The sequence below is a fragment of the Lacinutrix sp. genome, from assembly GCF_029238095.1.
GTDB lineage: Bacteria > Bacteroidota > Bacteroidia > Flavobacteriales > Flavobacteriaceae > Lacinutrix.
Window position 1 is genome coordinate 247,472 of record NZ_JAQWGS010000027.1, and the last position, 24,022, is coordinate 271,493.

Here is a 24,022-nt window from a genome sequence, read left to right on the forward strand (position 1 = left end):
TTTTGTTCTTGATAAAAAAATTGCAAACCAATTTTTACTAGAACTGACAAATGAAAATGATAGACCAAAACAAAATATTCTCAATTAAAACAGAAGCTGAATTTAACGCTTTAGCCTTACAAGTTTTTGGGTTTCAATTTGAAAATAATCCAGTCTATCGTTCCTTTTGCGATTTACTGTATAAAAACCCAAGTGATATTAAAACAATAGAAGAAATTCCTTTTCTACCTATTCAATTTTTCAAGTCTCATCATGTTATTAGTTCTTCTAAAAACATAAAAAAAACCTTTACTAGTAGTGGTACTACTGGAAGTATAACAAGTAAACATCATATAACAGACCTTTCTATTTACGAAGAAAGCTTTAAAAAAGGGTTTCATTCTTTCTATGGTGATATTAAAGATTATGTAGTATTAGCATTATTACCTAGCTACTTGGAGCGTGAAGGCTCTTCGCTTATTTACATGGTAGATAGTTTAATTAAAGCATCTAATCACAAATACAGTGGTTTCTATCTCAATAATTTACATGAAATAAGTACTACATTAAAACGCTTAGATAAGCAAGGCAAAAAAGTATTACTTGTTGGTGTGTCTTTTGCTTTATTAGATTTGGTTGAAGCATATTCTTTTAATCTTAACAATACTATTGTTATGGAAACTGGAGGTATGAAAGGTAGGCGTAAAGGACTGATTAGAGAAGAACTTCATAACCTATTAAAGTCTGGTTTTGGCGTAAACACAATACATAGCGAATATGGCATGACCGAGTTGTTAAGTCAAGCCTATTCCAAAGGACATGGTGTTTTTAATTGTCCAAATTGGATGCGTATTTTAACGCGTGAAACCGAAGATGCGCTTACATTAACTGCGCCTGGAAAAACTGGAGGCCTAAATGTAATCGATTTAGCAAACATAAATTCTTGTTCGTTTATTGCAACTCAAGATTTAGGTCGTGTTAGTAAAGATAAATCTTTCGAAATTATTGGACGTTTTGATACTAGTGATATTAGAGGTTGCAACCTTATGGTGCTTTAATAAACCTTTTCTAAAACCAATACTGTAATAATTACGTATCTATAACGACTGAATAGATATGAAACGAGCTGTAAAAAATTTTATCACCATAAAGAATACTAATAGCGAACAGCATGTGAGCATTAAAAAACAATAAACAAAATCACATGAAGTATTTAATCTACATTTTTTTCTTCGGAATTTTTATTACGCAAGCGCAAACAGATTACAACACAAAAAAAGGTTTTCTAGCTGAAGGTTATGATGTAGTTTCTTATTTTGAAAACAAAGCTGAAAAAGGCAATAAAAAATATACTACAACTTTTGATGGTACAAGGTTTAAGTTCACATCTCAAACACATTTAGATACGTTTAAAGCAAACCCAAAACAATACATTCCGCAATATGGTGGCTATTGTGCTTATGCAGTTGCAGAAAAAGCTAAAAAAGTATCTGTTGATCCAGAAACTTTTGAAATTAGAGATGGAAAATTGTATTTATTCTATAATTCTTGGGGAATTAACACGCTAAAATCTTGGTTAGAAAAGGATGTAAACCAATTAATAATAAAAGCCGACCAGAGTTGGAAATTTATAAGTGAAAAAGATTGATTTTAAGTTATGAGAAAGAAAAATTAGTTTTTGGTTGGTTAACTAATTTTTTGAAAGTCCGATTGCAGCTTTGCATTCGGGCTTTTTTTTGAAAAATAATAAGATAAAATCCATTTTTTTAGAAAAGTTTAAATCTAGAACGCTTTTTTTGCTTGTAAAATTCGGCTTTCAGTTTTTCTAGCTTTTCTGTTTTAACCTCCTTTGAAAGTTCTAAGTTTTCTTTAATCTCTTTAATTTTAATTAAATACTCACTTTTAAGAGAATGCAAATGGTCATTTTCTCCGTTTGAATGTAAGCTTATATTATTCATAAAATTTCAATTTAAATAAAGATATCTTTAAATCACCTTCAAAATATAAGTATTCTTCTTCCCTTTATTTAAGACAACGTATTTATCGTGTATTAAATCTTGGTTTGTAATTTTATAATCTTCTTTAACCTTATCTTTGTTTACAGAAACGGCATTTTCTTTAAGTGCTCTTCTTGCTTCACTATTACTCTTTAAAAAATTTGTTTTATCTGCAAGTGCAGCAATCATGTCAAGGCCTTCTAGTAAATCTGCTTTCAAAACTTCAGCTTGTGGCACACCTTCAAAAACGTCTAAAAACACATTTTCTTTAAGTGTACGTATGTCTTTATTAAAGGTTTTACTAAATAAAATTCCTGAAGCTTTTTCAGCATTTAAAAACTCATCTTCGCTATGTACCATTGTGGTAATTTCTTTTGCTAAACGCTTTTGCAAGACTCTTAAATGTGGTGCTTGAGTATGTTCTAAGATTAGAGTTTTTATGTCCTCTTCAGTTAAAAAAGTAAATATCTTAATGTACTTTTCGGCATCTTCATCGCTAGAATTTAACCAATATTGGTAAAACTTGTAAGGTGATGTTCTATTGGCATCTAACCATACATTACCACCTTCACTTTTACCAAATTTAGAACCATCACTTTTAGTTATTAAAGGACATGTAATAGCATAACCTTTTCCTTGATCTATGCGACGAATAAGTTCAGTTCCAGTTGTTATATTTCCCCATTGGTCGCTTCCTCCCATTTGCAAAGTACAATTGAGCTCCTTATATAAATGTAAAAAATCGTAACCTTGAACCAATTGGTAGGTAAACTCTGTAAAACTCATACCATCTGAGGTTGACTCTGAAGAAATTCTGTTTTTTACAGAATCTTTAGCCATCATATAATTTACAGTAATGTGCTTTCCAACGTCACGAATAAATTCTAAGAAAGAGAAATTTTTCATCCAGTCGTAGTTGTTTACTAAAACTGCTGCGTTTTTTTCATTACTTTCAAAATCTAAAAAATGAGACAGTTGCTTTTTAATCGCTTCTTGATTGTGCCTTAAGGTGTCTTCGTTTAACAAATTACGTTCGGTAGACTTCCCAGAAGGATCACCAATCATTCCTGTTGCACCACCAACTAAAACCACTGGCTTGTGTCCACAACGTTGGTAGTGCGCTAATAACATAATTGGGACTAGATTACCTATATGAAGTGAGTCTGCTGTAGGATCGAAACCTACATAAGCACTACGCATGGCTTCGTTTAAATGTTCTTCTGTTCCAGGCATTTCGGTATGTAACATACCTCTCCAACGTAATTGTTCAACAAATGTATTAGCCATTTTTTACTTTATTTTGTGTATTGATTCGCAAAGATAAAAATAGCTATATAATTAAGATGCTATATTGAATATTTCTTACCTTAGAGGTATGATTTTAGTTACAGGTGGAACAGGTTTTGTAGGTGCGCATTTGCTTTTTAAATTGTTAAATGAAAAACAACCTATTCGCGCTATTTATAGAAATGAAAAAAAATTTGAAACCGTAAAACGCATTTTTTCATATTATTCTAACACAGTTGAAGCGCTTTTTAACACCATTGATTGGGTAGAGGCTGATTTAAATGATGTTCCTGCTTTAACCGAAGCTTTTAAAGATATTACTCATGTTTACCATTGCGCAGCCTTTGTTTCTTTCGAACCAGATAAATTCGATGTGCTACAAAAAACGAATATTGAAGGCACAGCAAATATTGTAAATTTTTGTATTGCTAATTCCATAAAAAAATTATGTTATGTAAGTTCTATTGCTGCTATAGGTGAGCCAAAACCAGGAGAGATTAGTACCGAAAATACCGAATGGAATCCAGAGGCAGATAATAGTGTTTATGCCATTACAAAATATGGTGCAGAATTAGAAGTTTGGAGAGGTGCGCAAGAAGGACTAGATGTTGTAATTGTAAATCCTGGCGTTATTATTGGTCCTGGAATATGGAATTATGGCAGTGGTTCTATTATTAGAACAGTACATAACCATTTAAAATATTATACAAAAGGTAGTGTGGGTTGTGTTGCTGTTAAAGATGTTGTAAATGCCATGGTGCTTTTAATGAAAAGTGATGTAAAAAACGAACGTTTTATTCTTGTTTCGCAAAGTTGGACTTATAAAAAATTCTTAACCACTTGCGCAAATGCTCTAGAAGTAAAGCCACCAAAAAAAGAAGCTGCAAGCTGGCTATTACAAATAGGTTGGAGACTCGATTGGTTACAACATAAAATTACTGGAAAACGACGCGTATTAACAAAGCAATTAGTGCATTCTTTAGAGCATCAATCTCAATTTAATGGTGAAAAAATTAAAGCTTTTGTAAGTTTTGAGTATTCCAATTTAGACAAAGAAATACGTGAGACTTGTAAACGGTATTTAGATGAAATTTAATTCTTTTTTAAAGGCTCTAATTTTCCTAAACTAGCTGGTTTTGGCTCTCTTCTATTATCGTATTTTTTACGTTTTTCTTCGTTAATTCTAGCGCGATTAATAGAATCTTTTTTCTCTTTTATTTTTTTCTCTTCTTTATCGATAGCTTTATATTTTTCTCTCAAAATGGTCAAACTATCTTTTACACGTAAATAAATGGCATCGTATTTTTTAATGTCGAAAGCATAATAAGCATTACTATTTGCAAAAGTAGTGCTGTCTATATTATTTTTTTTATAGATATAAGCATCTGGTATAATTCCGTTTTTTTCAATATTACTTTTATTAACGCCTTTTGCTGAAGACATAATTGCCATATCTACCAAAATATTAACCATGTTATCCTCAGAAATAAGATTTTCTGGCTTATTTGGTTTTTTAACTTTATAACAGGAACTTAACAGTAATAACAGTATTAAAAATGAAAGGTGTTTTATTTTCATACGTATTCTTATCTATCGAACGTTAATTGTTTTGCATATTTTGTGTCGTAAAACTTAAAGTTTTTATAGGCTAATCCTCCATTTACAAATGTGTGAGAAATACGAGATTTAAAGGTTGTACCTTCAAAAGGAGACCAACCACACTTATACAAAATATTATCTTTGTTAACAGTCCATGGATTGTTTAAATCTACTATAACCAAATCTGCATAATAGCCTTCTTTTATATATCCGCGTTTTTCTACCTCAAATAAAATAGCAGGATTATGTGCTGTTTTTTCAACGATTTTCTCGATAGAAATTTGTCCACGATGATGCATTTCTAATAGTGCTGGCAATGCGTGTTGTACTAATGGTCCTCCAGAAGGTGCTTTTGTATATACATTACTTTTCTCTTCGATTGTATGTGGTGCGTGGTCTGTTGCAATAACATCTATTCTATCGTCTAATAAAGCTTTTAATAATTGTGCTCTATCCTTCTCTGTTTTAACTGCTGGATTCCACTTTATTAATGTGCCTTTCTCGTCGTAATCTTTATCGCTAAACCATAAGTGATGAATACAAACTTCAGCAGTAATCTTCTTGTCTTTTAAAGGTATTTTATTAGTAAATAAATCTGTTTCTTTACCAGTTGATAAATGAAAGACATGCAAACGTGCTCCTGTTTTTTCTGCTAATTTAATGGCTTGAGATGAAGACAAGTAACATGCCTCTTCACTTCTAATAATTGGATGCAAATTAATTGGGATATTGTCTCCATAACGCTCTTTATAAACTTCTGTATTGGCTCTAATAGTAGCCTCATCTTCACAATGCACAGAAATTAACAAGTTTGTACTAGAAAATATTTTTTCTAAAACTTCAGGATTATCTACCAACATATCTCCTGTAGATGAGCCTAAAAATAATTTTAAACCAGCGACTTGTTTTGGATCCACCTTAAGGATCTCTTCTAAATTATCGTTAGTGCCACCAAACATAAAAGAGTAATTAGCAAAAGACGTTTCTTTAGCAATAGCAAACTTACTGTTTAACTTTTCTATGGTTGTCGTCTGCGGATTGGTGTTTGGCATTTCTATAAAAGAAGTAATACCACCAGCAATTGCAGCTCTAGACTCTGTTTCTATATTTGCTTTATGTGTTAAACCTGGTTCTCTAAAGTGTACCTGATCGTCAATCATTCCAGGAATAACATATTTACCTTCTGCATCAAATATATTTTCATTTGCAGATTTAGCACTTATAGAAGTATCTATTTTAGTAATAAACTCACCTTCTATTAATATGTCTCCATTAAAAATACTGCCTTCGTTTACAATTTTAGCATTTTTAATAAGTGTGATTCTCTCGCTCATTATTTTATGTATTGAATAAACTTTTAAATTTCATTGAGATAACTCCAAAAATAGCTTCAGAAATAATACTGGAACTTAATTTTGATTGTCCTCTGGTTCGATCTGTAAAAATAACTGGTACTTCTACAATTTTAAAATGTTTTGAGTAGGCTTTAAATTTCATTTCAATTTGAAACGCGTAGCCTATAAATTTAATATTTTCTAGATTAATACTTTCTAAAACACTTCTATGATAACATATAAAACCTGCAGTACTATCCATAATACGCATTCCAGTAATTATACGCACATATATTGAAGCTCCATAAGATAAGATAATTCGACTTAAAGGCCAATTAACAACATTTATACCTTTTTTATAACGCGACCCAATACTTAATGCAGCACCTTCTTTAAAGCATGCATTGTAAAGCCTTATTAGGTCTTTTGGATTGTGAGAAAAATCGGCATCCATTTCAAAAATATACTGATACTCTCTCTTTAAACACCACTTAAAACCATGAATATAAGCGGTTCCTAATCCAGCTTTTTGCTGTCTAACTTCTAAAAACAAAGAGTCTGGATACTGCTTTTGGAGTACTCTAACTTTATTTGCGGTACCATCTGGAGAGTTATCATCTACCACCAAAATATGAAATACCTTTTCCTGATTAAAAACAGCCAAAATAATGGCCTCTATGTTTTCAATTTCGTTATAAGTTGGTATAATTACAACTGCGTCTTGCATTAATCGCTTTTAGATAATGGCAAATGTACATATTTGACTTTTAGTTTTTTGTAAATATTTCTTAAAAAATGGTGTGTGTTCTTAATTATTTTATAATAATTTTACCAGATGCTAAGAGAAGTACCTTCTACCGAACTTTATACTATTTTACTTGTAATTTGTCTTGTTTTAGTTGCAATGGCAAAACTTTTAGCTCCAAAACGATTTCAAGATTTTTTAATGTTATTAATAAACTTTAGATATTTAAAAGTTTATAAACGAGAAAAGAAATTTTTTGATTTTTTTGAAGGCTTACTGTTTGCTAATCTTTGCATTGGTCTATCAGTATTCTATATGCTGTGTCTAAATTTAAGTATTAATCTTCCTAAAAACAGCTTTTTAACTTCTTTTAAGCTTACATTAGGTATTGGAGTTTTTCTTCTTGTTAAACTAATATTGGAGCGCATAACAAGTAAAATTTTAAACATTGAAAATATTGTTTATAATTATATTTTTCAAAAAACAAGCTATAAAAATTTCTTAGGCCTTTTATTAATACCTATAAATGCTGTTTTAGTTTATTCTTGGCACCCAAACCAAATAAACATATCTGTTTTCTTCTTAATATTAATAACAATTAACATTGCTGGAATAATCTTGTTTATTAAAGACAATCTTAAAACAATAAAAAAGAATTGGTTCTATTTTATTTTGTATCTTTGCGCACTTGAAATTGCACCTTATCTTGTTTTGTATAAGTTATATACGTTACAGTAAGGCCATAAAAAAAGCTATTATTATATGAAAGTGAAAACCATTTTAGTCTCGCAACCAGAACCTAAAATTGAAAATTCGCCATATTTCGATTTGTCTGAAAGACAAAAAGTGAAAATAGACTTTCGTCCTTTTATTCACGTTGAAGGTGTCCCTTCTAAAGAAATTAGGCAACAAAAAATTGACCTTAGTAAATTTACTGCCATAATTTTAACCAGTAGAAATGCTGTCGACCATTTTTTTAGAGTAGCTGAAGAAATGCGTTTTAAAGTACCAGATAGCATGAAATATTTTTGTCAGTCTGAAGCTGTAGCATACTATCTTCAAAAATATGTGGTTTATAGAAAACGTAAAATATATGTTGGTAAACGAACCTTTAGTGAACTTTCGCCTCTAATAAAAAAATACAAAGACGAAACCTTTTTATTACCAGCTGCCGATAAATTAAAAGAAGAAGTTCCAGAAGTATTAAACGGATTAGGTGTTAACTGGAAAGAAGCCGTTTTTTATAGAACTGTAATTAGTGATTTATCTGATTTAGAAAGCGTAACCTACGATATATTAGTATTCTTTAGCCCAAGTGGCATTGATTCTTTATTTCATAACTTTCCAGATTTTCAACAAAAAAATACTAGAATAGCTGTGTTTGGAAACACTACAATTAAAGCTGTAGAAGCAAAAGGATTAAGAGTAGACATTGCTGCACCAACTCCAGAAACACCTTCTATGACGATGGCTCTTAAAAAGTATATAGATTCTGTAAACAAAAAATAAAGTTAGTAAGTACTTATAACTTATATAACAAACAAAAAGGCTTCTCTATCGAGAAGCCTTTTTGTTTGTTACTATACTTTAAATATAAAGCACTTTATTCTTTTACATTAGGTGCTCCTGCTAAAATAGCATCATTAGCATTGTCCTCGAACTTTTTAAAGTTTTCTCTAAAAGAACGTGCTAATTTATCTGCAGTTTTATAATAGCCTTCATCATTGTTCCAAGATTTTCTTGGGCTTAATACTTCTGTTGGCACATTTGGGCAAATTCTTGGCTGATCTACTTTAAAAACAGAGTGTTTATGGTAGTTCCCTTTATTTGCTTCTTCTAAAGAACCATCCATAGCAGCAGTAATCATAGCTCTTGTGTACTTTAATTTCATTCTATTTCCAACACCATAAGGTCCTCCAGTCCAACCTGTGTTAACTAACCAAACTGTTACTCCTGCTTCTTGCATTTTTTTACTTAACATCTCAGCATACTTTGTTGGGTGTAAAGGCATAAATGGCGCTCCAAAACATGCCGAAAAACTTGGCACAGGCTCTGTAATTCCTGCTTCTGTTCCTGCAACTTTAGCAGTATAACCAGAGATAAAATGATAAGCAGCTTGTCCTGGTGTAAGTTTTGAAATAGGAGGTAATACACCAAAAGCATCTGCTGTTAAAAAGAATATATTTTTTGGATTTTTACCTATTGATGGTACTCTAATATTATGAATATGATGAATTGGGTAACTTACACGAGTATTTTGAGTAATAGAGGTATCTGCAAAATCTACTTCACCTTTGTCATTCATTTTTACATTCTCAAGAATAGCACCTTCTTTTATTGCTTCGAAAATTTCTGGCTCTTGTTCTTGAGAAAGATTAATGACTTTAGCATAACAACCTCCTTCGAAATTGAAAACCGTATTTTCTGCGGTCCAACCATGCTCATCATCACCAATTAAACTTCTATCTGGATCTGTAGATAAAGTTGTTTTTCCAGTTCCAGAAAGTCCAAAGAAAATAGAGGTGTCTCCATCTTTACCAACATTCGCACTACAGTGCATTGGCAAAGTGTTTTTAAATACTGGAAGAATAAAATTTAATGCAGAAAAGATGCCTTTTTTAATTTCTCCTGTATATCCAGTTCCTCCTATTAGAGCAATCTTTTTTTCAAAATTTAAAATAGCAAAATTATGTTGTCTTGTCCCATCTTCTTTAGCATCTGCCATAAAACCTGGCGCATTAACAATTGTCCATTCAGGTGAGAAATTTGCTAACTCAGCATCTGTAGGACGTAAAAACATATTGTATGCAAACATATTACTCCACGGATACTCGTTAATAACACGAATGTTCAATTTGTAATCTTCGTCTGCACAAGCAAAACTATCTCTTACAAAAACTTCTTTTTCAGACAAATAGTTTACAACCTTATCATAAAGTTTATCGAATTTATCTGCTTCAAAAGGAATATTAATATTTCCCCACCAAACGCGATCTTTAGTTATATCATCTTTTACGATAAAACGATCCATTGGTGAGCGTCCTGTAAACTCTCCTGTATTAACAGCTAAAGCTCCAGAAGATGCTAGCACTCCTTGCCCTTTCTCAATAGTCGTTTCTTGTAATTTTTTAGGTGATAATTGGTAACGAACATTAGCGTTCTTAATACCGTATTTTTCTAACGAAATCGTTTTAGTAGATTGTGTATGGTTTACCATAATTTAGTATATTGTTTAGGTTACAAAATTACACATTATTCTAAGAATGTTGTATAAATATGCGTTAATTCTTATAGCTTTTTACAAAGTTTATTAATAATATAAGCCATGCTATAATAAGTAATAATCCTCCTAGAGGTGTTATAAAGCCTATAACTTTAAAGTCAATTGTAGTAAGCGTATTGGTCGCTAAGGCGAAGATAGAACCTGAAAAAAACAAAACTCCAACACTAATCAAATAAAAAATTATTTTTTTATTTTTTTCTGAAACACCTCCAATATTTCCAATTATTAGTAGCAAAAGTGCATGATACATTTGATAACGCACTCCTGTTTCAAAAGAGTGCATAGCTTGAACAGAAATTTTAGGTTTAAGACCATGAGCTGCAAAAGCACCAATTGCTATTGCAAAGAGGCCAAAAACCGAACCTAATATTAATATTTTTTTGTTCATATATATTTATTATTTGGGTTTTTATAACGTTTACATTTTAGTACTTTCGTTGAAACAAAATTAAGGAATACTAGTATAAAAAATTCATTATGAGAAACATTTTAGTTATTGGATCGGGAAAATCTGCTTCATACTTAATAAAATATCTGTTAGACAAATCTGAAACCGAAAACCTTCATATAACAGTTGGCGATTTAAACATTGTAAACGCATCTAAGCTAACTGGTGAGCATAAAAATGCAACTGCTATAACTCTAGATGTCTTTAATACTAAATCTCGTGAAGATGCTGTGAAAACAGCAGATATAGTTATTTCTATGCTGCCTGCACGTTTTCATATTGAAGTAGCAAAAGACTGTATTACCTTTAGAAAAAATATGGTTACGGCTTCTTATGTAAGTGATGAAATGCAAGCTTTAGATGGTGAAGCAAAAAGTAAAGGCCTCGTGTTTATGAATGAGATTGGAGTGGATCCTGGAATCGACCATATGAGTGCCATGCAAGTAATAGATCGTATTGAAGCAGATGGTGGAAAACTAATTTTATTCGAATCTTTTACAGGTGGCTTAGTTGCTCCAGAAAGCGATAATAATTTATGGAACTATAAATTTACTTGGAACCCAAGAAATGTAGTACTAGCTGGACAAGGTAGTGCCGCAAAATTTTTACAAGAAGGCACCTATAAATACATACCTTACAATCGTTTATTTAGGCGTACAGAATTTTTAGAAGTTGATGGTTTTGGTCGTTTTGAAGCTTATGCTAATAGAGACTCTCTAAAATATCAAGATATTTATGGTCTTGAGGATATAAAAACATTATACCGTGGAACAATAAGACGTGTAGGCTTTAGTCGTGCTTGGAATGTATTTGCTGCATTAGGCATGACAGATGATAGCTACACAATAGATGATAGTGAGAACATGAGTTATCGAGATTTTGTTAATTCATTTTTACCATACAGTCCAACAGATTCTGTTGAAATAAAGTTTAGACACGCACTTAAAATAGATCAAGACGATATTGTTTGGGATAAATTTGAAGAATTAGACATTTTTAGTCCAACAAAAATGGTAGAGCTTAAAAAAGCAACACCTGCTCAAATTTTACAAAAAATACTTATGGACAGCTGGTCTTTAGACCCAACAGATAAAGATATGATTGTAATGTACCATAAATTTGGTTACGAATTAAATGGTAAAAAACATCAAATAGATGCTACTATGGTTACTTTAGGAGAAGACCAAACCTATACTGCAATGGCTAAAACAGTAGGTTTACCAGTTGCTATAGCTGCAATGGCCATACTAAATAAAAAAATAACAACACCTGGAGTTTTAAGACCAATTACAAAAGAAGTTTACGAGCCTATTTTAGAAGAGCTCGAAGATTTCGGAATTGTTTTTAATGAGAAAAAAGTACCATACTTAGGCTATAATTCTTTAAATATATAGCGTTGTGGCTTTACCTAGCATGCAAAAGCATTGTCTTGGCCGCACTTTAAGTTATATTTTTTTACCATATATGTTAGTAAAAAAAAGATGCCACTTCTATTGCTAGCACACCCTTTAAAGTATAGTAATTATGTAAAAGTTTTAGTTTCATACTATTTTAGTACTTTTATGTTATAATTTAAAATACAAACCATTTTTTCTAATTATAGAAAACAAAAGCAAAGGCTAAATGAAAGTAATAAATAAAAACATTCATATAGATGGTATAGATAAAAAGATACTTCGTGCTTTAATGGCAGATGCTAGAACTTCTGTACTAGAAATAGCTCGACAAGTAGGTATTTCTGGAGCTGCAATACACCAACGTTTGCGTAAACTAGAAAAGTCTGGTTTAATAACAGGTTCAAAATTTATTATTAACCCAAAAATTTTAGGCTACACTACAATGGCATTTGTTGGTATATACCTAGACAAAGCCATAAGTAATCCACAAGCAGTAAAACAACTCGAAAAAATACCAGAAGTTTTAGAATGCCATTACACTACTGGAAACTGGAGTATTTTAATTAAAATCCTTTGTAAAGATAACGCACATTTAATGCATTTATTAAATAACGATATCCAATCTATTGCTGGTGTATCTAGAACAGAAACCTTTATATCTCTTGATCAACAGATTGAAAGGCAAATTAAGATATAAAAAAGCTCCTAATTAAAAAATTAGGAGCTTTTTTGTAAAAATAATTTAATTGTAATAATTTACTGCTTAAAACAGAGTCTAAAAACGTTGCTAGCTTGGTTATTTATGGCTTAAAAAACAAATTAGTGTCTTTAGAAAACGACTCGTTTTAAAACAAAAAAACACCTATTTCTAGGTGTTTAATCTCTTAATTTCTTAAAATTAATCTCTTGCTCCAAAAACTTGTAAAGCCCAATATAATAAAGAAGCAATAGCACCAATTGCGGCAACTAAATAGGTTCTTGCTGCCCATTTAAGGGCATCTTCAGAACCTTTATATTCTTCTTGAGATACAATGTTCTTATTTTTTAACCAAGCCAAAGCACGATTACTAGCATCATACTCTACTGGTAAAGTAACAACACTAAATAAAGTAGCAAAAGCCATCATTATTAAACCTGCAATAGCAACATACTGTCCTGCAGCACCAAGAGCATTTGAAGCCATAAGTGCAACGCCTCCAAAAACTATCCATTGCGACATGCTTGATGTTACTTGAACAACTGGCACTAATTTAGAACGCATGGTTAAGTATTGGTATGCTGTTGCATGTTGCACAGCATGTCCCACTTCGTGAGCAGCAACTGCTGCTGCTGCTGCATTACGCTGGTTATAAACGGCTTCGCTTAAATTAACTGTTTTGTTTGTTGGATTGTAGTGATCTGTTAAACGTCCTGGAGTAGAAATTACCTCAACATCTCTAATACCATGGTCTGCCAACATTTTTGTTGCTATCTCTGCACCACTCATACCATTTCTTAATTGTACTCTAGAATACTTAGCAAATTTCTTTTTTAACTGGTTACTAACCAACCAACTTACTAAAGAAATGGCTCCAATTAGGATATAGTAGCCTGTATAACCTATCATCATATTTTTTTTATTTAAAATTTACAAAATAAATATAGCAAAAAGTAAGCCAATTTTCGTTTAAGAAAATTTGTCAGTTTTACTGTTTTATTAGGTGTGCTTTTTGGGTTACTGTAATTGGATAACTAATAACTTCTATATCATCTTCTATCGCTTTAGTAACTGTTTTAGCATTTTTACCAGAGAATATAATTTCAAAAGTCATATAATCTGGAAAGAAAGCTTCTGTTGTCATTAACAAATTGCCTTGTACTTCAAAAACATTATAAAGGACATTATCTACTAATTTAGCACCTAAGATAATACCATTATTTTCGTCTATAACATATTCTCCTTTGTCTTTATCTATGGTTTTTAAGGTATAATTTCTATCGTTGCGTTTACCATCAAAAATATAAACAATTTTATAGTTATAAACTCCTGTAGAGTCTGTAGAAGTGAGATGAAATTCCATGCCAATATTTTGTTTGCCTTTGGTATTGGTTATTTCTAGGTCGCCTTTATAAACACCAAAATAATCTTCTGGAAATGTTAAGGTTTTATCTTGCGCTTTCGCGGAAACACTGAGAAGTACTATTATTACGAGAAGAATGCGTTTCATAATTAAACATTTATAACGTTAGTTTTGGTAAGAATGAATAACGTTTACCACAATCTCGTCCTCAAAAATAACAATAAGTGTTTCTTCCTTTGCTTCAAAAAAAGTTGGTGCTGAGCCTAACGAATAGACCAAATGGTCCTTACCTTTTAATGTGGACGCTTTAGTAACATTACCTAGTAACGTAATTATTTCAGGTTTTGTTTTACCATAAAACATATTACTGTTAATAATATTCTTAGCCATAAGGTAACGCTTAGAAGGACTTGCTTGCCACTCTACTTGCTTAAATTGCTTTTCATTAGCATCAATAACAAAATAACTAATAACGCCTGCTAAAAGTAAAACACCTACAAATATTACTATTTTTTTACCCAACGATATTTACTATTTTACCTGGTACAACAATTATTTTTTTAGGTGTTCTACCATCTAATTGTGCGATGGTTTTTTCGTGAGCCATCACTGCTTTTTCTATATCATCCTTACTTAAATCCATAGGTAACTCAAGCGTAAAGCGCATTTTACCATTAAATGAAATGGGATAGTTTTTACTGCTTTCTACTAAATGGCTTGCATTAAACTCTGGAAAAGCAACGGTTGAAATTGATCCTGTATTTCCTAATTTACTATATAATTCTTCAGCAATATGAGGTGCATAAGGTGAAATTAAAATTAATAAAGGTTCTAAAATAGCTTTACTTGTACACTTTTGTGCTGTGAGTTCGTTTACAGCAATCATAAAAGTAGAAACCGACGTGTTAAAAGAGAAATTCTCGATGTCTTCTTGTACTTTTTTTATGGTTTTGTGTAATGTTTTTAAGTTGTCTTTTGTTGGTGCTGTAGTGTTTACTTTTAAACCATTTTCGCCAACATACAACTTCCATAATTTCTTTAAAAAATTATGCACACCTGTAATTCCTGCAGTATTCCATGGCTTGTATTGCTCTAAAGGTCCTAAAAACATTTCGTAGAGTCGTAAACTGTCTGCTCCATAATCTTTTACAATGTTATCTGGATTGACAACGTTGTATTTGGATTTGGACATTTTTTCGACTTCGCGTTTTACTTTAAATATTCCATTTTCTTCCTTTATAAATTCTGCATCAGTATATTCTGCTCTCCAATTTTTGAAAGCTTCGGTATTTAATTCATCTGAAGCGTTTACAAAAGACACATCACAATGAATTAATCTATGAGTAACTTTTGAAAAATCCTCTTCTGATAATCCTCTGCTTTTATAGATACCTGTTAACTCAGTCCATTTAGAACTTTCAGAAGTTATATAATTTTGCCCATCAATTAAATTAGAAGACAAATAAATATTTAAACTCTTCTCATCAAATAAAGCTTCATAAACAAAAGCACTAGTTCCCAAAATCATACCTTGGTTTATCAACTTCTTAAAAGGCTCATCAACGTTTACAAAACCTCTGTCTTTTAATAGTTTAACCCAAAAACGTGAGTATAATAAATGTCCTGTAGCATGCTCTGCTCCTCCAATATATAAATCTACATTTTCCCAATAATCTAAAGCGTCTTTGCTTGCAAAAACACCATCTCTATTGGCTGCTTCTTCCATATAACGGAAAAAATACCACGAACTTCCTGCCCAACCAGGCATGGTGTTGAGTTCTAGAGGAAATACCGTTTCATTATTCACTTTATCGTTGGTAACAACTGTATTTAAATTGGTGTCCCAAGCCCAAACCTCTGCACGACCTAAAGGTGGTTCGCCTTCTTCGGTTGGTAAATATTTTTCTACTTCTGGTAATTGTATTGGTAAATGTTCTGCAGCAATCATTTGTGGCATACCGTTTACATAATACACTGGAAATGGTTCGCCCCAATAACGCTGTCTTGAAAATACAGCATCACGCAATCTGTAGTTGGTTTTACCTTCGCCTTGACCTAATTGCTCTAACTCGTAGATGGCACGTTTTGTTGCTCTTTTATAGTTCATTCCGTTTAGGAAATCGCTATTTGCTATCTTAACGTTATCTTTTCCTGTAAAGGCTTCTTCACTTATATCTACACCTTCAAAAATAATTGGAATATCTATTCCAAAATGTTTTGCAAAATCGTAATCACGTTGGTCTCCACATGGTACAGCCATTACTGCTCCTGTTCCATAACTCGCCAAAACATAATCGCCAATCCATATTTGAATGGGTTCTTTTGTAAATGGATGCTCTGCAAATGCTCCTGTAAATACACCAGAGATGGTTTTTACATCTGCCATACGATCGCGTTCGCTTCGTTTTGCGGTTTTTTCTATGTAGGCATTAACAGCTTCTTTTTGTTCAGGCGTTGTTATTTTAGAAACGAGTTCGTGTTCTGGTGCTAAAGTCATGAAACTTACTCCAAAAATAGTATCTGGTCTTGTAGTGAAGACTTCTATTGTATCTTCATGAGCATTAACATTAAAAGTTACAGATGCTCCAACCGATTTTCCAATCCAATTGCGTTGTGTTTCTTTTAAAGCGTCTGTCCAGTCGATAGTGTCTAAACCTTGTAAAAGTCTTTCGGCATAGGCAGAAATACGCATACTCCATTGCGTCATTTTCTTACGCACTACAGTATGTCCACCACGTTCTGAAACACCATTTACAATTTCATCGTTTGCTAAAACGGTTCCTAAAGCAGGACACCAATTCACTTCGGTTTCTGCTAAATAAGTTAATCTGTATTTTAAAAGTATTTCTTGTTGTTTTTCGGTTGAAAAACTATTCCAGTCTTCAGCTGAAAAAATTTCAATACCATCATCGCAAGCTACATTAACATTGGCATTTCCTTCTGATGAAAAAATCGAAATTAATTCTTCTATAGCTTTAGCTTTATTATCATCATTGCAATAATACGATTCAAACAACTGAATAAATATCCATTGTGTCCATTTGTAATATTCTGGATTAGAGGTTCTCACTTCTCGAGACCAATCAAAAGAAAAACCAATTTGATCTAGTTGTCTTCTGTAGGTTTTAATATTAGTTTCGGTTGTAATTGCAGGATGCTGACCTGTTTGTATTGCATACTGTTCGGCAGGTAATCCAAAGCTATCGTAACCTTGAGGATGCAATACATTAAAACCTTTATGGCGTTTGTAACGCGCATAAATATCGCTGGCTATATAACCTAATGGATGCCCAACATGTAAGCCTGCTCCAGAAGGATATGGAAACATATCGAGCACGTAATATTTAGGTTTAGTACTGGTATTAGAAGCTTTAAATGTTTGGTTTTCTGCCCAATATTTTTGCCAATCTTTCTCTATTCTATTAAAATCGTATTGCATGGTCTTGATTTTGCACTTATAAAGCGTCAAATTTAAAGGTATTACAACAGAATTAAAAGTTTAAACGTTCTAAAGTAGTAATGTTTGAATTCTTTATTATTTTTACAGTGTTAACTAAACTCTTTTTATGAGCTCCTCTTTTGATAAATACCAAAAACGTCGTTTAATTTCTTCATACTTATCTGTAGTTTTAAGTATTGGACTTGTATTGTTTTTACTAGGTTTATTAGGCCTCTTGGTGTTAAACGCAAAAAAAGTAGCAGACCACTTTAAAGAACAAGTTACGGTTACCATCTTTTTAAAAGACAATGCAAAAGATGTTGAAATTAAGCAACTTGAAAAAAGTTTAGCTATGGCAGATTATGTGAAATCTACTGTTTTTGTTTCTAAAGAACAGGCTGCTGAATTTATGAAAGCTGAAAGCGGAGAAGATTTTATGGATTTTTTAGGCGAAAATCCGCTTAAAAATTCAATTGACGTTAACTTAAAAGCAGATTTTGTAACCTCAGAAAAACTGCAAATAATAGCAGACGAAGCCACATCTAAAAACTTTGTAGAAGACGTTAGCTATGATAATGACTTGGTTAATTTAATGAATGATAATGTTAAAAAAATAAGTTTTTGGGTATTACTACTAAGTGCCTTGTTTACATTAATTGCTGTGTTGTTAATTAATAGTTCTATTAGATTGGCTGTGTATTCTAAACGTTTTACTATTAAAACCATGCAAATGGTTGGTGCTACAAAACGTTTTATAAGAAAACCTTTTATTTTAAGAAGTGTTAAACTTGGTGTTATTGGAGCCATATTAGCGCTTACAGGAATGGCTTTTGTACTTTACTTTGTAGATAAAACATTCCCTGAATTAGAATTTTTAAACAAGCCAATACTTCTAATTGGTTTATTTGCCTTTATATTTTTACTAGGTATTTTTATTACATGGATATCAACGTTTTTCGCTACTCAGCGTTTTTTAAACTTAAATACAGATAAGTTATACTACTAAACTTTAACAGCTTTTAACTTTACTGTTAACAATAATTAGCAAAGTTTGCTGTTATATTTACATAACAAAAAACCACACTTACTGACTATACCAATACATTTATTCATTATTTAATTTTATTATTATGAAGCGAATAACATTTGTATTTATAGGTCTATTAGCAATTACAGCTATTGTAGTGCTATCTCAAAAAGAAATTGAAGACAGAACGGTTAAGATTGCAAAAGCAGATGTGAAAAAACATCATGTAAAAGGGATTTTTGAATAAAATTTTAAAGAAATCCGTTACTTTGCAACGAGAAATACGCTAATTTTATAGCATTAAACAAAATCTACATAAAAGTGGGAGAACAAAAACGCAAAGAAATCGGTTCAGAAAATAAAGGTGAATTTATTTTTGGAAAACGCAACTATAAATTCATGTTTATTGGCCTAGCTTTTATTGCTATTGGCTTTATCTTGATGTCTGGTGGCGGAAATGATGATCCTAATGTGTTTAATGAAGATATTTTTCATTGGAGACGCATTCGTCTAGCTCCAGCTTTAGTACTTATAGGTTTTGGAATCCAAATTTATGCCATATTAACGCGTAAAGAAGATTCTGACCCTAAAAAATAACTTCAAACCAGCTTATTGGTCATTTCATTTTAATATTTTTGCCGAATGGACATCATCGACTCAATCATTTTAGGCATTATTCAAGGACTTACAGAATTTCTTCCTGTATCTTCTAGTGGACATTTAGAATTAGGAAAAGCCATAATTGGTGATCAATCTGTACCAGAAGAAAGTTTATTGTTTACAGTGGTTTTACACTTTGCTACTGCTTTAAGTACCATTGTTATTTTTAGAAAAGATATTTTTGAAATACTAAAAGGTTTATTTAAACCAGCAGTAAACGACGACCAGCGTTTCGCAGGTAAAATTATATTATCTATGATTCCAGCAGTTTTGGTTGGTCTTTTCTTTGAAGAACAATTAGAGCAATTATTTGGCGGAAACATAATGTTAGTGGGTTGTATGCTTTTAGTAACTGCTGCACTTTTATTTCTTGCAGATAAAGCAAAAAACACCAATAAAAAAGTTAGTTTTAAAGATGCTCTTATAATTGGTATCTCTCAGGCCATTGCAATGCTTCCTGGCATTTCTAGAAGTGGTGCTACAATATCTACTTCGGTATTATTAGGTAACGACAAAACAAAAGCCGCACGTTTTTCGTTTTTAATGGTTGTGCCTCTCATTTTTGGCAAAATTGGTAAAGATGTTCTAGGAGGAGATTTATCTTTCGAAAGCCAAAATATTACTGCATTAGGAGCAGGCTTTGTGGCTGCATTTATTTCAGGATTATTTGCATGTACATGGATGATTGCTTTGGTTAAAAAAAGCAAATTATCTTACTTCGCTAATTACTGTGGAGTTGTAGGTTTAATAGCCATTATTTTTTCACTTTTAAATTAAAATAATGACTGTTGAAGACTACCAAGCTGGACAAGTTTTATTGATAGATAAACCGCTAAACTGGACGTCTTTTCAAGTAGTAAACAAACTCCGTTGGGAAATACGTCAAGCCTTTAACATTAAAAAAATAAAAGTTGGTCATGCAGGTACCTTAGACCCTTTAGCTACTGGCTTATTGGTGATTTGCACAGGAAAAATGACCAAGCAGATAGATACTTTTCAAGGTCAAATTAAAGAATATACAGGAACTATTGTTTTAGGCAGTACAACACCATCTTTCGATTTAGAAACAGAGATAAACGAAAGGTTTCCAACTGAGCATATTTCTAAAGGTTTAATTCACGAAACAACCAAACAATTTATTGGTGAAATAGACCAATTCCCACCTGTATTCTCTGCTTTAAAAAAAGATGGAAAACGCTTGTATGAATATGCAAGAGCAGGTGAAGCTGTTGAAGTAAAATCGCGTAAAATCACCATTAAAGACTTCGAAATCACTAAAATTGATGCTAATTTGGTTGATTTTAGAGTGGTTTGCAGCAAAGGCACTTACATTCGTTCTCTTGCAAACGACTTTGGAAAAGCTTTGCATTCTGGTGGACACTTAACTGTTTTAAGGCGAACAAAAATTGGTGATTTTAATGTAAACAAAGCTTTATCAATAGAGCAATTTATAGCAGCTTTACCTAAAAGAGTAGAATAATTACAATGCAACATCTTAAGACATTGGTTTGTACGTATATAATATACTAACAAGACTATTTCATTTTAAAAATTGCGTTGCTTTTGAAACTTAACAATTCACATAAGGCTTTGGTCATCTCTTTATTAATTGCAATAAGCGTCTTGCTTTCGCTTTTTAATTTCTCTATAATAAAACAAAATGAAGCTGTTACAGAAACACTTATTGATATTACACCTGAAGATTTATTAAAAGATAATCCTCATAAAGACCTTGAGCTAAAAGATGCTTTTGAAAAGACAAATAAAGGTTTTAACGATACTAAAGAATATAAGCACTTTGCACAAGCGTTTAAACCAATTGCACCACCAAAAGATTACGACAACCCTAGATTAAGAAATAGAAAAGAGCATGATTTTAGAGTTAAAAAAGAGTCTGAAATTGAAAACAATTCTAATATTAAAAACGAAGAGCTAACAACATTTAAAAGCGTTAGTAGTATTTTAAATAAACATAAAAAGGCTTCGCAGCAAACAAACACAGAAGCATCAATAAATAAAAATAGTTCAATAATCTATTCATTAATAGGAAGAAAAGACACTTACTTACCAATTCCTATCTACTTGTGTGAAACCAATGGAATAATTATAGTAAATATTACTGTAAATGCTAAAGGTGAAGTTATCTCGACAACCATTAACTCTTCTTCTAGCTCACCAAATGAGTGCTTACAAAAACATGCTTTGGAGTTTGCTAAAAAGGCACGTTTTGACAGTTCTAGAAAAAGCTCTCAAATTGGAACTATTACTTTTAATTTTGAAGGTAAGCTTTAGATTATATGTCATTCCTATTCATCAAAGAATGATAACCTATTTAGAGTAAACTCACTAAATTGCTAATAGCGTTTTGTCCCTTATCTTTGTTATACCAACCTTGTAAATCTTCTTTAAACTCTGATGTTAATTTTCCATGTTTTGCTTTATAATCGAGAACCAATTTTGTGGCCTCACTTGGTCTTGGTCCAAAAGTATTTACAACTTCGTTAGTAGCATTATCAATTAAAATTAGCTTAGGAATAGATTGACCACCATTAGTTAAAAATTGATTCATTAAATCTAAGTTTTCATCTCTAAGCACTACTTTAAAATCAATAGTGTTATTTAATTCTGCCACTTTATTAATAACAGGCATAATGTGTGCTGCATCACCACACCAGCTTTCTGTTAACACTAACCATGTTTGGTTAATGTTGGTTTTAGCAATTTTCTCTTTTACAGCCTCGTCTACTTTTACAGTTTTATCCCAACGCTTCATTCGCCTATCGTTAAGCATAGTGTAGTTTGCTAAATCTTCGGTTTTTTCGTTTCCAGTGGTAGACTCTTTTACAACCAAATCCTTAACTAAAGCTCTATAATCTTGATAGCTTATAGCCTTCTTAAGGCTGTCCTTTATAATATTTTGTAAGTTGGTATGTTGTAATTTTTTCATAATATAAAAATACTGTAATTAGTTATTTGTTTAAGTAACAGTTGTTACTTTAGTAGAAATATTTTTTAATCCTTACAGCATAAAATAGGCATTACATTAAAAAAATGACAAAATATAAATGTGGTTGGTGTGTTGGTGATAAATTATACGAAGCTTATCACGATAACGAATGGGGAGTTCCAGTCTATGATGACCATCAGCTATTCGAATTTTTAATTCTGGAAACCTTTCAAGCTGGCTTGAGTTGGATTACCATTTTACGTAAACGTGAAAACTTTAGATTAGCTTTCGATTTTTTCGACTACAAAAAAATAGCCAATTACGATGAAGATAAAAAAGATGAATTGCTTCAAAATGCAGGAATCATTAGAAATAAATTAAAAGTAAATGCTACTATTAGCAATGCGCAAGCATTTATAAAAATTCAAGAGGAATTTGGTAGCTTTAGCAAATATCTTTGGGCTTTTGTAGATAATAAACCCATAAAAAATAAACTTAAAAACTCTAAAGATGCTCCTGAAAATACAGTAATTAGCAGGACTTTAAGTAAAGATTTAAAAAAACGAGGCTTTAAATTTGTTGGAAGTACAGTTATGTATGCTTTTATGCAAGCCACAGGTATGGTAAACGATCATGAAGTAAATTGTTTTAGATATCAAGAGGTTTAAAACGCAAACAAACTACCTTAAATACTCCATAAATTCACTTCTAGAAATATCTCTAGCTCCTAAACTTTCTAAATGGCTGGTATACACTTGACAATCTATAAGCTTATAGTCTGTATTTTGAATAAAAGTGATGAATGCGGCTTTACTGGCATTGCTTTTTTTTGCAAACATGCTCTCGCCACAAAACACACCGTTATTTAAGTCTACTCCATAAAAACCACCAACCAATTGTCTGTTTTTCCATACCTCCACAGATTTAGCATAGCCATGTTCATGCAATTTACAATAGGCATTAATCATGTTTTTAGTTATCCATGTTCCAGCTTGACCATTACGTTTTGCCTTTGAACATTCTGTAATTACAGACTTAAAGTCTTTATTTATTGTAATTTCAAAATCACAATTTTTAAGACATTGTCTCATGCTTTTTGAAACTTTTAAATCTGTTGGATAGAGTACAAATCTAGGATTTGGTGACCACCACAAAATAACCTCATCTGCATTAAACCATGGAAAAATTCCGCTTTTATAGGCCAATACAAGACGCTCTAAAGATAAATCTCCACCAATAGCAAGTAAACCTTCTTGATCTGCTTCTTGAATGTCAGGAAATACTATGTTTTGATCTAGAATATGCATGCTGTTGCTAAAATAAAAAAAACGGTAATAACAAATTTATGTCATTACCGTTTTTTATTGATTCTGCATCATGTGCAGAGTTAAAAACAGTTTACTTTTAAAATGGTAAATCGTCGTGATCTTCCTCTTTTAAATCTGTTGCTGGTTCAAAAGCTGCTGCTGGTGGAACTTCTGGCATTCCAGCAGGAGCACTAACTTGAACTCCTTCTATTCTCCATCCTTGAATAGAATTAAAATATTTAGTTTCTCCTTGAGGGTTAACCCATTCTCTACCACGTAAGTTGATATTTACTTTTACATCCTGTCCTACTTTGTAGTTGTTTAATAAATCGCATTTGTCTTGAACAAACTCCACTAATATGTGTTGTGGATATTGTTCCTCTGTTGTAACAACTAATTCTCTTTTTCTAAATCCGTTGCTTCCAAACGTTTGCTCTTCTCCAACTAATTTTACTTTACCTTGTACTTCCATTGTCTATATAATTATTAAATATTCGTCTAACTTAATTGTAT

The 24,022-nt window shown here is 31.8% G+C and carries 28 protein-coding genes; 14 read left to right on the forward strand and 14 right to left on the reverse strand.

Features of this window, described 5'->3' with window-relative positions:
- The first annotated feature begins 56 nt into the window (after nt 1-56).
- Entirely contained in the window at nt 57-1,037 is a 981-nt protein-coding gene (locus P8H50_RS10715; protein ID WP_300208903.1) for an acyl transferase, read from the forward strand.
- A gap of 146 nt (nt 1,038-1,183) precedes the next feature.
- On the forward strand, nt 1,184-1,627 hold the full coding sequence (locus tag P8H50_RS10720; protein ID WP_300208778.1) for a YHS domain-containing (seleno)protein: 444 nt from the start codon (nt 1,184-1,186) through the stop codon (nt 1,625-1,627).
- A 118-nt stretch (nt 1,628-1,745) separates the two neighbouring features.
- On the opposite strand, the gene P8H50_RS10725 is transcribed toward P8H50_RS10720, so the two are convergent.
- Together P8H50_RS10725 and tyrS are read right to left on the reverse strand one after the other, a co-directional pair.
- Nucleotides 1,746-1,937, reverse strand: coding sequence for a hypothetical protein (locus tag P8H50_RS10725; RefSeq protein WP_300208780.1), 192 nt, complete (start codon nt 1,935-1,937; stop codon nt 1,746-1,748).
- A gap of 27 nt (nt 1,938-1,964) precedes the next feature.
- Nucleotides 1,965-3,263 (reverse strand): tyrosine--tRNA ligase, encoded by a 1,299-nt coding sequence (gene tyrS / locus P8H50_RS10730; RefSeq protein ID WP_300208782.1) that lies wholly within the window; start codon nt 3,261-3,263, stop codon nt 1,965-1,967.
- An 88-nt stretch (nt 3,264-3,351) separates the two neighbouring features.
- Here tyrS and P8H50_RS10735 point away from each other — a divergent pair, with 88 nt between their 5' ends.
- Nucleotides 3,352-4,359, forward strand: coding sequence for an NAD-dependent epimerase/dehydratase family protein (locus P8H50_RS10735; RefSeq protein ID WP_300208784.1), 1,008 nt, complete (start codon nt 3,352-3,354; stop codon nt 4,357-4,359).
- Here P8H50_RS10735 and P8H50_RS10740 read toward each other — a convergent pair.
- The 3 genes from P8H50_RS10740 to P8H50_RS10750 are packed head-to-tail and all read right to left on the reverse strand — an operon-like array spanning nt 4,356 to nt 6,923.
- Nucleotides 4,356-4,841 carry a DUF4296 domain-containing protein gene (locus tag P8H50_RS10740; protein ID WP_300208786.1) on the reverse strand — a complete coding sequence of 162 codons (486 nt, stop codon included), beginning with the start codon at nt 4,839-4,841 and terminating at the stop codon, nt 4,356-4,358. The two genes, P8H50_RS10735 and P8H50_RS10740, sit on opposite strands and share 4 nt — an antisense overlap.
- An 8-nt stretch (nt 4,842-4,849) precedes the next feature.
- Nucleotides 4,850-6,196, reverse strand: a complete 1,347-nt coding sequence (locus P8H50_RS10745) for a dihydroorotase (protein WP_300208788.1) — start codon at nt 6,194-6,196, stop codon at nt 4,850-4,852.
- Nucleotides 6,197-6,200: 4 nt separating this feature from the next.
- The gene (locus P8H50_RS10750; RefSeq protein WP_300208790.1) at nt 6,201-6,923 is read right to left on the reverse strand and encodes a polyprenol monophosphomannose synthase; all 723 of its coding nucleotides are present in this window, start codon (nt 6,921-6,923) and stop codon (nt 6,201-6,203) included.
- Nucleotides 6,924-7,031: 108 nt separating this feature from the next.
- On the opposite strand from P8H50_RS10750, the gene P8H50_RS10755 reads away from it, so the two are divergent.
- Together P8H50_RS10755 and P8H50_RS10760 are read left to right on the forward strand one after the other, a co-directional pair.
- Nucleotides 7,032-7,679 carry a DUF4271 domain-containing protein gene (locus P8H50_RS10755; protein WP_300208792.1) on the forward strand — a complete coding sequence of 216 codons (648 nt, stop codon included), beginning with the start codon at nt 7,032-7,034 and terminating at the stop codon, nt 7,677-7,679.
- A 24-nt stretch (nt 7,680-7,703) separates the two neighbouring features.
- The gene (locus P8H50_RS10760) at nt 7,704-8,450 is read left to right on the forward strand and encodes a uroporphyrinogen-III synthase (RefSeq protein WP_300208795.1); all 747 of its coding nucleotides are present in this window, start codon (nt 7,704-7,706) and stop codon (nt 8,448-8,450) included.
- 94 nt (nt 8,451-8,544) lie between these two features.
- Here the strand turns inward: P8H50_RS10760 and pckA are convergent, their stop codons facing one another.
- On the reverse strand, nt 8,545-10,158 hold the full coding sequence (gene pckA / locus P8H50_RS10765) for a phosphoenolpyruvate carboxykinase (ATP) (protein WP_300208797.1): 1,614 nt from the start codon (nt 10,156-10,158) through the stop codon (nt 8,545-8,547).
- A 64-nt stretch (nt 10,159-10,222) separates the two neighbouring features.
- Complete coding sequence (locus P8H50_RS10770) at nt 10,223-10,612, reverse strand: DUF423 domain-containing protein (protein ID WP_300208799.1); 390 nt, start codon at nt 10,610-10,612, stop codon at nt 10,223-10,225.
- An 89-nt stretch (nt 10,613-10,701) separates the two neighbouring features.
- Here P8H50_RS10770 and P8H50_RS10775 point away from each other — a divergent pair, with 89 nt between their 5' ends.
- Nucleotides 10,702-12,066 (forward strand): saccharopine dehydrogenase C-terminal domain-containing protein, encoded by a 1,365-nt coding sequence (locus tag P8H50_RS10775; RefSeq protein ID WP_300208801.1) that lies wholly within the window; start codon nt 10,702-10,704, stop codon nt 12,064-12,066.
- 229 nt (nt 12,067-12,295) lie between these two features.
- Nucleotides 12,296-12,766: an Lrp/AsnC ligand binding domain-containing protein gene (locus P8H50_RS10780; RefSeq protein WP_300208803.1), complete on the forward strand. Its 471-nt coding sequence runs from the start codon at nt 12,296-12,298 to the stop codon at nt 12,764-12,766.
- A 201-nt stretch (nt 12,767-12,967) separates the two neighbouring features.
- On the opposite strand, the gene P8H50_RS10785 is transcribed toward P8H50_RS10780, so the two are convergent.
- The 4 genes from P8H50_RS10785 to P8H50_RS10800 all read right to left on the reverse strand — a co-directional run bounded on the left by P8H50_RS10785 (nt 12,968) and on the right by P8H50_RS10800 (nt 17,568).
- Nucleotides 12,968-13,675 (reverse strand): zinc metallopeptidase, encoded by a 708-nt coding sequence (locus P8H50_RS10785; RefSeq protein ID WP_300208905.1) that lies wholly within the window; start codon nt 13,673-13,675, stop codon nt 12,968-12,970.
- Nucleotides 13,676-13,754: 79 nt separating this feature from the next.
- Nucleotides 13,755-14,276, reverse strand: coding sequence for a hypothetical protein (locus P8H50_RS10790; RefSeq protein ID WP_300208805.1), 522 nt, complete (start codon nt 14,274-14,276; stop codon nt 13,755-13,757).
- An 18-nt stretch (nt 14,277-14,294) separates the two neighbouring features.
- Nucleotides 14,295-14,651, reverse strand: coding sequence for a hypothetical protein (locus P8H50_RS10795; protein ID WP_300208807.1), 357 nt, complete (start codon nt 14,649-14,651; stop codon nt 14,295-14,297).
- Nucleotides 14,644-17,568 (reverse strand): class I tRNA ligase family protein, encoded by a 2,925-nt coding sequence (locus P8H50_RS10800; RefSeq protein WP_300208809.1) that lies wholly within the window; start codon nt 17,566-17,568, stop codon nt 14,644-14,646. Before P8H50_RS10800 ends, P8H50_RS10795 begins: the two co-directional genes overlap by 8 nt.
- Nucleotides 17,569-17,695: 127 nt before the next feature.
- On the opposite strand from P8H50_RS10800, the gene P8H50_RS10805 reads away from it, so the two are divergent.
- The 6 genes from P8H50_RS10805 to P8H50_RS10830 all read left to right on the forward strand — a co-directional run bounded on the left by P8H50_RS10805 (nt 17,696) and on the right by P8H50_RS10830 (nt 21,547).
- On the forward strand, nt 17,696-18,574 hold the full coding sequence (locus P8H50_RS10805) for a permease-like cell division protein FtsX (protein WP_300208811.1): 879 nt from the start codon (nt 17,696-17,698) through the stop codon (nt 18,572-18,574).
- 124 nt (nt 18,575-18,698) lie between these two features.
- The gene (locus P8H50_RS10810) at nt 18,699-18,842 is read left to right on the forward strand and encodes a hypothetical protein (protein WP_300208813.1); all 144 of its coding nucleotides are present in this window, start codon (nt 18,699-18,701) and stop codon (nt 18,840-18,842) included.
- 74 nt (nt 18,843-18,916) lie between these two features.
- Nucleotides 18,917-19,192 (forward strand): DUF3098 domain-containing protein, encoded by a 276-nt coding sequence (locus P8H50_RS10815; protein ID WP_300208815.1) that lies wholly within the window; start codon nt 18,917-18,919, stop codon nt 19,190-19,192.
- Nucleotides 19,193-19,237: 45 nt separating this feature from the next.
- Nucleotides 19,238-20,032: an undecaprenyl-diphosphate phosphatase gene (locus P8H50_RS10820; protein WP_300208817.1), complete on the forward strand. Its 795-nt coding sequence runs from the start codon at nt 19,238-19,240 to the stop codon at nt 20,030-20,032.
- A gap of 4 nt (nt 20,033-20,036) precedes the next feature.
- The gene (gene truB, locus P8H50_RS10825) at nt 20,037-20,735 is read left to right on the forward strand and encodes a tRNA pseudouridine(55) synthase TruB (RefSeq protein ID WP_300208819.1); all 699 of its coding nucleotides are present in this window, start codon (nt 20,037-20,039) and stop codon (nt 20,733-20,735) included.
- 83 nt (nt 20,736-20,818) lie between these two features.
- Nucleotides 20,819-21,547, forward strand: a complete 729-nt coding sequence (locus tag P8H50_RS10830; RefSeq protein ID WP_300208821.1) for a TonB family protein — start codon at nt 20,819-20,821, stop codon at nt 21,545-21,547.
- 40 nt (nt 21,548-21,587) lie between these two features.
- Here P8H50_RS10830 and P8H50_RS10835 read toward each other — a convergent pair whose 3' ends face one another.
- Nucleotides 21,588-22,202 (reverse strand): thioredoxin family protein, encoded by a 615-nt coding sequence (locus P8H50_RS10835; RefSeq protein ID WP_300208824.1) that lies wholly within the window; start codon nt 22,200-22,202, stop codon nt 21,588-21,590.
- A 104-nt stretch (nt 22,203-22,306) separates the two neighbouring features.
- Between P8H50_RS10835 and P8H50_RS10840 the strand changes: the two genes are divergently transcribed.
- Complete coding sequence (locus P8H50_RS10840) at nt 22,307-22,870, forward strand: DNA-3-methyladenine glycosylase I (protein ID WP_300208826.1); 564 nt, start codon at nt 22,307-22,309, stop codon at nt 22,868-22,870.
- 12 nt (nt 22,871-22,882) lie between these two features.
- On the opposite strand, the gene aat is transcribed toward P8H50_RS10840, so the two are convergent.
- Nucleotides 22,883-23,509: a leucyl/phenylalanyl-tRNA--protein transferase gene (gene aat, locus P8H50_RS10845; RefSeq protein ID WP_300208828.1), complete on the reverse strand. Its 627-nt coding sequence runs from the start codon at nt 23,507-23,509 to the stop codon at nt 22,883-22,885.
- A gap of 97 nt (nt 23,510-23,606) precedes the next feature.
- Complete coding sequence (locus P8H50_RS10850; RefSeq protein WP_300208830.1) at nt 23,607-23,981, reverse strand: DUF3127 domain-containing protein; 375 nt, start codon at nt 23,979-23,981, stop codon at nt 23,607-23,609.
- Between the last annotated feature and the right edge of the window lie 41 nt (nt 23,982-24,022).